Here is a 10,857-nt window from a genome sequence, read left to right on the forward strand (position 1 = left end):
GTCAGAGGCCGCCGGTGTACAACAGCCGGTCCGGCGAGCCCTGGCCGAGTCCCGAGAGCACGTCCGGGGTGGCCGTGTCCGTCAGCCAGCGCCTCACGGCGGCGGGCGAGGCCGACGGGTTCTCCTCCTTGTAGAGCGCGGCGACCCCTGCGACGTGCGGGCTGGCCATGGAGGTGCCGTTCAGCGATACGGTGCCGCCGCCGAGGCGGGCGGAGACGATGTCGGCGCCGGGGGCGTACAGCTCAAGACAGGAGCCCCAGTTGCTGAAGGCGGTCTCCCGGTCCTGCCGGTCGCTCGCCCCGACCGTGACCACACCGTGAGCGGCGGCCGGGGAGACGCCACAGGCGTCGCGGTCGTCGTTCCCGGCGGCCACGACGGGCAGCACGCCCGCGTGGGCGACGGCCTCGACCGCCGCGTCGACCGCGCGGGAGCGGGCCCCGCCGAGCGAGGCGTTCAGCACGGCCGGGGTGCCACTGCTCGCCGCGTCCCTGGCGACCCAGTCGAAGCCTGCGAGGATGCCCGCCCAGGTGCCCCGGCCCCGGCAGTCCAGGACTCGGACGTTGACCAGTGAGGCGTCCTCGGCCACTCCGGAGGTGGCGCCGCCCGCGGTGCCCGCGACGTGGGTGCCGTGCCCGTTGCAGTCCATGCCCCCGCGGCCGTCCCGGACGGAGTCGTAACCGTTCACGACCCGGCCGCCGAACTCGCTGTGCGCGGCGTCGATCCCGGTGTCGACGACGTACAGCTTGACGCCCCGGCCGGTGGCCGTGGTGGTGAAGGTGCCGTCCAGCGGCAGGGTCCGCTGATCGACGCGGTCGGTGCCCCAGCCGGCCGCGGGGGCCCGGAAGAGGTCTCCCGCCCTGGGCGCGTCCACGGCCACTTCGGCGTTCTCCTCGACCGCGAGCACCCCCGGTACGGTCCGCACCGCTTCGAGTTCGGTGGCGGTGAGCGTGGCGGCGAAGCCGTGCATGACATTTCCGTACGTGAACATCGGGCGGAGCCCGAACTCCTTCAGGACGGCGTCCGGCGAGAGTTCGGGCTCCAGGGTGACGATGTACTGCCCGGGCACGGCCCGGGTGGACCGCTCCACCGGGACCCCTTGCGGTCCGGTGTCGGCGGAGGCCGGGGCGGGGGCGGCGATCAGCGGGGCGATCAGCAGCAGGGCGGCCGTGGCCCAACGGGCGGGCAGGCGCATGCATTCTCCTCGGGGTGGGGAATCCGTTCACGGATCGGGGGCATCCGCGAAGCACGAACACCCGTTCCTTCGTCCCGGCCCGTCGGGCGCCTTAGCGGGTTCAGCCGGACAGCGCAACGCTCGGGGTCAGCCCCAGCCGGCCCAGATCGCGTTCGACGTCCACCGGCGGATCGTGGCGCGCCCAGCTGCCCACGGCCACCTCGGCGGTGATGCCGGGGCCGAACCCGGCGATCAACCCCTGCGCGGACTCGGCCGCGCCCCCGTCGTCGAAGAGCCGCGCCAGGGCGTCGAAGACGACGGAGCTGGCGATGTTGCCGCGCTCGGTGAGGGTGGCCCTGCTGTACCGGAACATCTCCGGCGGCAGCTTCAGGAAGTGGCACAGGTCGTCCAGAATGCGCGGCCCGCCCGCGTGGACGATGAAGAAGTCCATGTCCGGTACGGACCAGCCGTGCAGATCGACCAGGTCCTGGAGCACCGGGGCCAGCATCTCCATGGTGCCGGGTACCCGCTTGTCGAGCAGGAAGTGGAACCCGGTGTCGCGGACCGCGTAGGAGATCCAGTCCTCGGTGTCGGGCACCAGGTGCGAGCCGTTGCGCTCCAGGCGCATGCCGGTGCCGCCCTGCCCCCGGACGACGGCGGCGGAGACGGCGTCCCCGAACAGGCCGTTGGAGAGCAGCGATCCGACGCCGATGTCGGTGGGCTGGTAGCAGAGCGAGCAGAACTCGCAGGAGACGATGAGGACGTTGGCCTCGGGGTAGGCCCGGCAGAAGTCGTGCGCGCGGTTGATCGCCGCGCCACCGGCCGCGCAGCCGAGCTGCGCGATGGGCAGCTGTCTGGTCTCAGGTCTGAACCCCATGGTGTTGATGAGCCAGGCGGTCAGCGAGGGCATCATGAAGCCGGTGCAGGAGACGTAGACGATCAGGTCGATGTCGGCCGGTTCGGTCTCGGCGTGGGCGAGGGCCTGCCGGACGACTTCGGGGACCCGGGCCTTGGCCTCGGCCTCGTACACCTGGTTGCGCACCTCGAAGCCAGGGTGCTTGAGGGTCTCCTCGACGGGCTGCACGAGGTGCCGGGTCTGGACGCCGGTGTTCTGGATGAGCCGCAGGACGAGGTCGCGCTGCGGGTGCCCGTGATGGGTCTCCCGCGCCAGCTCCAGGGTCTGCTGCATCGTGATGACGTGCTCGGGCACAGCGATGGCCGGTCGGCACAGGGTCGCCATGGGTTCTCCTCGTTCTCTCAAGCGGAGGCTCTCGACACCGTGCGCTCGCGTCACCATGTGACGGGAAGGGCGAGGGGGTAGCGCCAGATGGACGTCGTGTTCCACCCGATGGCCTCGGGCGACGCGTCGAGGCGCAGGCCGGGGAAGCGGGCCAGCAGGGTGGCGAAGGCGACCTCCAGCTCCATGACTGCGAGCGGCGCGCCGAGGCAGTGGTGGGCACCCCAGCCGAACGTCATGTGCGGGATGGCGGGGCGGTCGGGGTCCAGCTCGTCGGGGCGGTCGAACTTGGCCGCGTCCCGGTTGGCCGTCAGATACGACACGTGCACCACGTCGCCCGCCTTGATGGTGACCCCGCCGAGCTCCACGTCCTCGGTGGCGATGCGCGGGATGCCGACGCCCTTGCGGAAGGGGATGTACCGCAGCAGCTCCTCCAGGGTGCGGGGCAGCCGCTCCGGTTCGGCCCGGAGGGGGTTCAGCAGTTCGGGGCGGGTCAGCAGGGTGTAGGCGATGTTGCCGAGCTGGTAGGTGGTGGTGTCCTGACCGGTGATGAGCAGGACCATGGCCATGACGGTCAGTTCGTCGTCGTCGAGCAGTTCGGCGCCGTCCCGGGCGGTGGCCAGGGTACTGATGAGGTCCTGGCCCGGGGAGCGGCGCCGGTCGGCGGTCAGTTCGCCGAAGTAGCCGCGCAGTTCGGCCTTGGCACGGATGGCGTCCTCCTTGCCCGCGGCCCCGACGGTCATCATCGTCATGGCGTGTGCGCGGAGCCAGGGGCGGTCGGCCTCGGGGATGTCGAGCGCCTCGCAGATGGTGATCAGCGGCAGCGGTGCGGCGACACGGGCCATGAAGTCGGCCGGGGAGCCCGCCTCCGCCATCTCGTCGAGCAGCCGGTCCACGACGCGCTGGGTGCCGGGGCGCATCTGCTCGACGCGGCGCGGGGTGAAGCTCTTGGCGACCAGACTGCGCAGTCGACTGCTGGCGGGCGGGTCCATGAGGTTGATGGACTCGGCCTGGACGATCGGCTCCGGGGTCATCCGGGGGAAGTCGCGGCCGAGGACGGCACCGCGGCTGAAGCGCCGGTCGGTGGTGACCGTCCGGACGTCCTCGTAGCGGGTGACGAGCCAGGCCTCGCCCTCTCCGTAGGCCATACGGATGCGGGACACCGGCTCCTCGGTCAGCAATTGCCTGAGCTGGGGGTCGAACTCCAATTGCTGCGCGTAGTCGAACGGGCAGCTCCGTACGGATTCCGTGTCCTTCACCGAGGTGTTCTCCACCGAGGTTCTCCCAATGACCGCTTCGAGAATGGGGCGTGCCGGATCCGGGCCCGGGACCAGACCTCCCCTGTGTCCCCCATCGCGTCTCGAAACATGTCAGTCGCCCTCCGCAGTGAACCCGATCAGCGGGGGCGCACGCTCCGGCGCTCAGGCGGTGGTCACCTGGGCCTTCACGCGGTGGCGGCCGATCCACGGCGGGGGTGATCGTCCAGATCCGGTCGCCGCCCACCGTGGTGGGCCCCTCCGCCCCGGGCGCACGCCCGGGGCACACGCCTCTGCCCCGCCCCCGAGCCTGCCTCGCCCGGAGGTTTGCGCGGTGATCATTCCATCGTTCAGGTGAAGCGGCCCGGGCTTCCTCGTGCCCGGAACCCGTCGAGGCCGACAGTGGGCGGGCGGACCGGGCACCTGACTCCGGTCGCAGCGCACAGTCGTCGCAGCGCACAGTCGCGGAGAAAGGTGACGGATTCATGAGCACTGCAAGTTCCATCTGCTGGACGATGTGCTGGATTCCTGGGTCACGGACATCGCCGCCCGGCACGACATACCGGTGGGGCTGTTCCAGCCGGACACGGTCAACCGCAACCTGATCACCCACTGGTTCGGGGACCGCACGGTCGTCGTCGCGGGCAACGAGTGGGCCGACATCATGCACGTCGTCCTGCTGGACCGGTTCGGCTCGGACCGGCAGGAGAACCGCTGCACGGAGAACGTCCATCTCCACCCCGACGTACTCGGGCTGACCGGGTACCAGACGGTCCACGGCTCGGCCGACGACCTGGAGGGGCTGGAGCGGGTCAATCCGCTGGCGACCGTACGGGCAGCCGCGGCGGTCGCACAGCGGTACGGCGGCTGCGAGGGCGCGGTGGGCGAGGCCGAACGAGCGCTCGCCCTGCTCGCGGAGCGGGGCGTCGGCACGCCGGACGTCGGCGGGCGGCACTCCACCACCGCGGTGGTTGACGCCCTGCTGGAGGCGCTGGATTGCCAACAGCCGGTGTGGAAGACCCCGTTGGCCATGACCGTACGGGCCGACGCCTCATGAGCGCGCCGCGCGGGACCGCGCTGATCGTCGTCGATCTCCAGAACGACTTCTGCGCGGGCCCGCTCGCCGCGTCCCGCTACCCGGGTGATCCGGCCCGGCTGGAGCGGGTCACCGCGAACGCCGCCCGAGGGGTCGCGGCCGCCCGGGCCTCGGGCACGGAGGTCGTCCACGTCCGCTTCCTCGGGGACGCCCGCTTCCAGGGCCCGGGCTGGCGGCGGCGGGACGAGGTGCTCGGGAAGCGGCCGAAGTGCCTGGAGGGCTCCTGGGGTGCGGAGTTCGCCGACGGGGTGGAACCGGGGCCGGGCGAGGCGGTGTTCACCAAACGTGCCTGCTTCGACGCGTTCCTGAGCGACGGCTTCGAGCAGCACATCCTCGACCGGGGTGCGGACCATCTCGTGTTCGTCGGGCTGTTCGCGGACGTCTGCGTGGACTCGACGGCCCGCACGGCGTTCCAGAAGGGCTTCCAGGTGACGGTGTTGCACGACTGCACCACCGCGCTGCACCTCACCGACGAACAGATCCTGAGCTTCATGGCCCGCCTGTACGGGGCCCGGGTCACCACCGGCGACCAGGTCGAGGTGTGGTCGCGCCGCCCCGGGGAGGAGGACCTGTGCCCGACACCGCCCGGCAGGACAGCGGCGTCACCGGAGGCGTCGGGCTGACCGCGCTGATGGTGGCCGCCGCCCGGGCGGTGGAGACCCACCGCCCCGACGCCCTGGCCCGGGATGTCTACGCCGAGCACTTGGTACGGGCGGCCCGGCCGTCCGCGCGGTGGCCGGCCCGGCCGTCCGCGCGGTGGCCGGTGCGGCCGGACCAGGTGCCGGACGGGGACGCCGATCCGCTGTGGGGGCGGCTGGGACGCTACTTCGGGCTGCGGACCCGGGTCCTCGACGACTTCCCGCTCCGGCAGACGTACGGCGGCGTTCGGCAGGCCGTGCTGCTCGGGGCCGGTCTGGACACCCGGGCGCTGCGCCTGGACTGGCCGTCCGGCTGCACGGTCTTCGAGGTCGACCAGGAGGATCACCCGCCGCCATGGGCGCGGCCCCCGCCCGGAGCGCCGTGACGCGCTGGCGGCCAACCGGTGGGTGTTCGCGCACAGGCCCCGGGGCTGAGACGGCCCGGGGTCAGCCGGTGAGCAGGCCGGGGCTGCCCGCCAGGGCGGAGAGGCGGCCCCGCGGGTCCGGGACGAGCCGGCGTTCGGTCAGATCCAGAACGCCGGCCACTCCGGTGATCTCGGCGGCCACCGTGCCGTCCTCCTTGATGATCTGCTGCTCCAGGGTGAACGTCTTGCCCGTCCCGTAGTCGAACCGGCAGGTGACCCGCACCCGCTCGCCGCCCCGCAGCTCACGGCGGTACTTGACGGTGACCTCCAGCTGCACCGGCCCGATCCCGTCGGCCAGCAGCTTCTCCTGGGGCAGTCCGGCGGCCCGCAGCAGCTCCCAGCGGGCGTGTTCGGCGTACTGGAGGTAGACGGCCTGGTTCAGGTGGCCCTGGGTGTCGAGTTCGTAGCCGCGCACGGTCACATCAACGGAGAAGGTCATGACCGTGCGAACACCCGAGCGCGGCGGGGCATTCCGGTTCGGCCGCGAAGTGGGCCTGACCGGCCGGACCGGCGGGTTCGGCCGGCCGATGATCCAGCGGCTGGCCCAGGAGGTCCGGGTCCGCGAGGCGGCGGGCGGCGGGCTGCGGGAAGGTCATCCTCGCCACCTTGCCGCACTGAGGAGACGCGAGGGTGCCCCGCCGAGCAGATCCGACGGTCGAGCCGTCGACGGCGGGCGCTAATCGTTACGTATCGGTAGAATTTCGGGCATGGGAGAGCGGCCTGCGACCCCGACTGCGCCCGAACTCGTACTGGAGACGGATCTCGGCTCCACGGTGATGAGTCCGAGCCGGGACTACCATGTCGGGCGCGACCCCGAGAGTGACATCGTCATCGACGACATCCGGGTCTCCTGGCACCACGCGATCCTGCGCCCCGACGCCGACCACTGGACGCTGGAGGACGAGGACAGCACCAACGGCACGTACACCGACGGCCACCGCGTTCACGCGTCGGACGTCGGCGCGGGCAGCGTCATCCGCTTCGGCAGTCCGAGCGACGGCCCGCGTGCCGTGCTGGTCGGACGGGAGCCGCCCGCCCCGGCGGTCGCCCGGGACCGGCCGTCGGCCGTCTCGATGCCCGCGGCGACCGGCACGTTCCGGCAGCCGACCACCGTACGCCCGCTGCCCGCGAAGACCCTGCGGATCGGCCGCGACGCGGGCAACGACCTCGTCATCGACGACCTCGTGGTCTCCCGGCACCACGCCGAACTGCGGGCGCTCGCCGACGGCCGTCACGAGATCGTCGACCTCGGCAGCCACAACGGAACCTTCCTCAACGGCCAGCCGGTGGCGCGCGGACCCGTCGGCCCCGGGGACATCGTCGGCATCGGCCACTCCGCGTTCTGCCTGGTCGGGGACGTCCTCCAGGAGTTCGTGGACACCGGTGAGGTCTCACTGGACGTACAGGATCTGGCGGTCACGGTCGGCCGGGCGGGCAAGGGCGTCAAGACCCTGCTGGACGGCGTCTCGTTCCCCGTCGGCGAGAAGTGCCTCCTGGGCGTGGTGGGGCCCAGCGGCGCCGGGAAGTCGACCCTGCTCAACGCGCTCACCGGGCTGCGCCCCGCCAACAGCGGCACCGTGCTCTACGACGGCCGCGACCTCTACCGCGACTTCGCCGAGCTGCGCCAGCGCATCGGGCTCGTCCCGCAGGACGACATCCTGCACTCCCAGCTGACCGTGCGTAAGGCCCTCGGTTACGCCGCCGAGCTCCGCTTCCCGCAGGACACCGCGAAGGCGGAGCGGCAGGCCCGGGTCACCGAAGTGATCCAGGAACTCGGCCTCGGACAGCGCGCCGACCAGCCGATCCACTCCCTGTCCGGCGGCCAGCGCAAGCGGGTGAGCGTGGCTCTGGAGCTGCTCACCAAGCCCTCGCTGCTCTTCCTCGACGAACCGACCTCCGGACTCGACCCCGGCATGGACCGTTCCGTCATGCACATGCTGCGCGGGCTGGCCGACGACGGCCGTACGGTCATCGTGGTCACGCACAGCGTGCTCAGCCTGGAGGTGTGCGACCGGCTGCTCGTCCTCGCGCCGGGCGGCCGCATCGCCTACTACGGTCCCCCGGAGGACGCCCTCGCCTTCTTCGGCTTCGAGGAGTGGCCGGAGGCCTTCGAGGCGTTCGAGAACGACCGCGACCGGGACTGGGCGACCACCTACGCGGGCTCGCCCTTCCACCGGCAGTACATCGTGGGCGCCTCGGCCCAGCCCCATCTGCCCCCGGCCGCGCCCGGGGCGCTGGTGGCACCGCCACCCAAGACCCGTAACTGGGGTGCGCAGTTGCACACCCTCGTCCGCCGTTACGCCGCCGCCCTCAGCGCGGACCGGACGTTCCTGATCATCATGATCGCGCTGCCCTTCGTCATGGGCGCGATGGCCCGAGCACTGGCGGGCAGCCGGCTCACCCAGGAGACGGCGATGAACGCCCTGCTCATCCTGTGCGTGGGCGGCGTGCTGACCGGCGCGGCCAACGCCGTACGGGAGTTGGTCAAGGAACGGGTGATCTACCAGCGGGAACGTGCGGTCGGCCTGTCCAGATCCGCCTATCTGATGTCGAAGATCGTGGTGCTGGGGACCGTCACCGTCCTCCAGGCCGTCGTGCTGACCCTGGTCGGTCTGGTGGGCGTCGATCTCAACGCGCCGGGCGGCGAAGGGGTCTTCCTGCCACCTCTGGTGGAGATCACGCTGGCCGTCGCCCTGCTGTCGTTCACCGCGATGATGCTCGGTCTGCTGGTGTCCGCGCTGGTTCGCAAGGAGGAGGTGACGATGCCGTTGCTCGTCCTCCTCGCGATCGTCCAGGTCGTCTTCTGCGGCGCCCTCCTGAAGCTGCACGGGGTCCCCGGGGTGGAGCAGCTGTCCTGGCTGGTGCCCTCGCGGTGGGCGCTCGGCGCGATGGCCGGGACGATCGATCTGGCGCGGATCGTGCCGGGCGAGCTGACGTCCGACCCCCTCTTCGGGCACTCCGCAGGGGTCTGGCTGCTCAACATGGGCATGCTGGCCGCCCTCTCGCTCGTCTTCGGGTACGTGGTCGCGAAACTGCTGAGGCGGCACGAGCCCGCGGTCATGCGGAAGTGAGGCGGTTCCATGGCGACGCCGGAGTTCCGCCCCACGCATGTCGTCCCGCGGGACGGGCTGCCGGCCTGGGAGGCGCCCGACGTCTCCCGGCCCACCGACCCTCTGGACGCCCTGCTTCCGGTGCAGCTGCTGGACCGGCGCGGGGACTGGGCGTACGTCGGCTGTTCCAACGGCTGGTCGGCGTGGGTCGACGGACGGCTCCTCGTCTCCGTGCCGCAGACACCCCCGGCCCCCGGGCAGCCGCTCGCCCGCACCGCGGACCCGCGGCCGCTGCTGGCGAGGACGGAGGAGTCGCTGAGCGAGTACCGCCGCGCGGCCCAGGACCTGGCCGAGGGCCGCAGCGACGGTGAAGCCTTCCGGCAGCGGACGCGGGGGCGGCGGGTGGGGGTGGTCGTGGACGGGGAGTCGGTGTGGCTGTACGACGCGGAGCACGAGCGGTGGGTGTTCTGCGACGGGACGCAACTGAGTACGTATGCGGCGCAGTCGGGGCCGGGGGCGAGCCAGGAGGGCGCGGGCCGGGAGGGTGCGGCTCCGGAGGGGGCGCGCGGTGCGGGAGCGCGCGGTGCGGGAGCGAGACCGGAGGGCGCGGGCCATGCGGCGGCGGGCCAGGCCCGTGACGGCGGCGACCTCGGGGCCCATCCCGCCGAGGACGGCCCCGAGCCTACGCGCGTGGTTCTCGCGGAAGGCCCCGAAGCGGCTCGCGTCGTTTCGGCGGACGGACCCGAGCCCACCCGCGTGGTTCCAGCCGAGGGGCCCGAACCCACCCGCGTCGTACCCCCCGAAGGCCCCGAGCCCACCCGCGTAGTCCCAGCCGACGCTCCCGACCCCACCGACGTCGTCCCGGCCGAGGGGCCCGAACCCACCCGCGTCGTACCCCCAGACGCCCCCGAACCCACCCGGGCGGCCCCCGTAGCCGGGGCCGACGAGCCGCGTGGTGGCGGGGCGTCGGGGAACGCAGGGCGGTGACCGCCGATGACGCCTCCGCCTCCGCCCCCGTCGCACGACGCCGCGTTGCCCACCGGGCGGGACGACGATCTCGTCGGCAAGCGGATCGCGGGCTACCTCGTGGAGGCCGAGGTCGGCCGGGGCGGTATGGCGGTCGTGTACCGGGCCAGAGACCTGCGGCTGGATCGGACCGTCGCGCTGAAGCTGCTCGCGCCGGAACTGGCCCGCAACGACACCTTCCGGCAGCGGTTCACTCACGAGTCGCGGGTGGCGGCCGCGATCGACCATCCCCACATCGTGCCGGTGTTCGAGGCGGGTGAGACCGAGGGCTTGCTCTACATCGCCATGCGCTATGTCGCGGGCGCCGATCTGCGTGTCCTCATCGACCGGCGCGGGCCGCTGGACCTGACGGCCGCCGTCCGGATCGGCGCGCAGGTCGCCTCCGCACTCGACGCGGCCCATGACCACGACCTGGTGCACCGGGATGTGAAGCCGGGGAACATCCTGGTGGCGGCGGGTACCGACAGCGACCATCCGGAGCACGTGTACCTCACCGACTTCGGGCTGACGAAGAAGTCCCTGTCGCTGACCGGGTTCACCACGGTCGGCCAGTTCGTCGGCACCCTCGACTACGTGGCACCGGAACAGATCTCGGGGCGGCCCGTCGACGGACGGTGCGACGTGTACAGCCTCGCCTGCGTCGTCCAGGAGACCCTGACCGGAGCGCCCCCCTTCCAGCGGGACGACGACATGGCCCTGTTGTGGGCTCATCAGTACGATCCTCCGCCCCCGCCGAGCGGGCTGCGGTCCGGTCTTCCGGCTGCCATCGACGGCGTGCTGGCGAAGGCGCTCGCCAAGGCACCGGATGACCGTTACGAGACCTGTCTGCGGTTCGTCGCCGCGCTGCGGGCCGCGGCGGCCGGCATCGGGCCCGGGCAGCACGCGCCGACCCGGGTGGACGTGCGGGCCGGTTCGTGGTCGGCGGCCTCCGCGCCGCCGCCCCGGCCGCCGCGCTGGG

Annotated in this window: 9 protein-coding genes and 2 pseudogenes; 7 read left to right on the top strand and 4 right to left on the bottom strand. The window is 72.3% G+C overall.

The window, feature by feature from the left end; genetic code table 11:
- Window position 1: 1 nt before the first annotated feature.
- The 3 genes from CIB93_RS03520 to CIB93_RS03530 all read right to left on the bottom strand — a co-directional run bounded on the left by CIB93_RS03520 (window position 2) and on the right by CIB93_RS03530 (window position 3,682).
- Complete coding sequence (locus CIB93_RS03520; protein ID WP_096623941.1) at window positions 2-1,192, bottom strand: S8 family peptidase; 1,191 nt, start codon at window positions 1,190-1,192, stop codon at window positions 2-4.
- A 100-nt stretch (window positions 1,193-1,292) separates the two neighbouring features.
- Complete coding sequence (locus CIB93_RS03525; RefSeq protein WP_107470935.1) at window positions 1,293-2,468, bottom strand: type III polyketide synthase; 1,176 nt, start codon at window positions 2,466-2,468, stop codon at window positions 1,293-1,295.
- Window positions 2,462-3,682: a cytochrome P450 gene (locus CIB93_RS03530; RefSeq protein WP_096623943.1), complete on the bottom strand. Its 1,221-nt coding sequence runs from the start codon at window positions 3,680-3,682 to the stop codon at window positions 2,462-2,464. The genes CIB93_RS03525 and CIB93_RS03530 overlap by 7 nt, the downstream gene beginning before the upstream one ends.
- A gap of 478 nt (window positions 3,683-4,160) precedes the next feature.
- Here CIB93_RS03530 and CIB93_RS03535 point away from each other — a divergent pair.
- The 3 genes and pseudogenes from CIB93_RS03535 to CIB93_RS03545 form a co-directional block, all read left to right on the top strand.
- Window positions 4,161-4,721 (top strand): annotated as a pseudogene (locus CIB93_RS03535) (isocitrate dehydrogenase); the annotation flags it as partial.
- Window positions 4,718-5,383 (top strand): cysteine hydrolase family protein, encoded by a 666-nt coding sequence (locus CIB93_RS03540; RefSeq protein WP_096623945.1) that lies wholly within the window; start codon window positions 4,718-4,720, stop codon window positions 5,381-5,383. The pseudogene CIB93_RS03535 and the gene CIB93_RS03540, both read left to right, overlap by 4 nt.
- 8 nt (window positions 5,384-5,391) lie before the next feature.
- Window positions 5,392-5,739, top strand: a pseudogene (locus tag CIB93_RS03545) (SAM-dependent methyltransferase); the annotation flags it as partial.
- A 106-nt stretch (window positions 5,740-5,845) separates the two neighbouring features.
- Here CIB93_RS03545 and CIB93_RS03550 read toward each other — a convergent pair.
- Entirely contained in the window at window positions 5,846-6,262 is a 417-nt protein-coding gene (locus CIB93_RS03550; RefSeq protein ID WP_096623947.1) for a thioesterase family protein, read from the bottom strand.
- Between CIB93_RS03550 and CIB93_RS38605 the strand changes: the two genes are divergently transcribed.
- The 4 genes from CIB93_RS38605 to CIB93_RS03570 all read left to right on the top strand — a co-directional run.
- Window positions 6,261-6,503, top strand: coding sequence for a hypothetical protein (locus CIB93_RS38605; protein WP_257001991.1), 243 nt, complete (start codon window positions 6,261-6,263; stop codon window positions 6,501-6,503). The genes CIB93_RS03550 and CIB93_RS38605 overlap by 2 nt on opposite strands.
- Before the next feature lie 27 nt (window positions 6,504-6,530).
- Window positions 6,531-8,894, top strand: a complete 2,364-nt coding sequence (locus CIB93_RS03560) for an FHA domain-containing protein (protein WP_096623949.1) — start codon at window positions 6,531-6,533, stop codon at window positions 8,892-8,894.
- A gap of 9 nt (window positions 8,895-8,903) precedes the next feature.
- Window positions 8,904-9,860: a hypothetical protein gene (locus tag CIB93_RS03565; protein WP_096623951.1), complete on the top strand. Its 957-nt coding sequence runs from the start codon at window positions 8,904-8,906 to the stop codon at window positions 9,858-9,860.
- Window positions 9,861-9,866: 6 nt separating this feature from the next.
- On the top strand, window positions 9,867-10,857 hold a 991-nt coding region (locus CIB93_RS03570; RefSeq protein WP_257001992.1), incomplete at its 3' end, for a serine/threonine-protein kinase.

It is taken from the genome of Streptomyces sp. WZ.A104, assembly GCF_002382885.1.
GTDB lineage: Bacteria > Actinomycetota > Actinomycetes > Streptomycetales > Streptomycetaceae > Streptomyces.

What these genes read in the sequence shown, in the direction of transcription:
- CIB93_RS03520 (WP_096623941.1), bottom strand. Translation starts at nt 1,192, where the DNA reads ATGCGCCTGCCCGCCCGTTGGGCCACGGCCGCCCTGCTGCTGATCGCC.
- CIB93_RS03525 (WP_107470935.1), bottom strand. Translation starts at nt 2,468, where the DNA reads ATGGTGACGCGAGCGCACGGTGTCGAGAGCCTCCGCTTGAGAGAACGA.
- CIB93_RS03540 (WP_096623945.1), top strand. Translation starts at nt 4,718, where the DNA reads ATGAGCGCGCCGCGCGGGACCGCGCTGATCGTCGTCGATCTCCAGAAC.
- CIB93_RS38605 (WP_257001991.1), top strand. Translation starts at nt 6,261, where the DNA reads ATGACCGTGCGAACACCCGAGCGCGGCGGGGCATTCCGGTTCGGCCGC.
- CIB93_RS03550 (WP_096623947.1), bottom strand. Translation starts at nt 6,262, where the DNA reads ATGACCTTCTCCGTTGATGTGACCGTGCGCGGCTACGAACTCGACACC.
- CIB93_RS03560 (WP_096623949.1), top strand. Translation starts at nt 6,531, where the DNA reads ATGGGAGAGCGGCCTGCGACCCCGACTGCGCCCGAACTCGTACTGGAG.
- CIB93_RS03565 (WP_096623951.1), top strand. Translation starts at nt 8,904, where the DNA reads ATGGCGACGCCGGAGTTCCGCCCCACGCATGTCGTCCCGCGGGACGGG.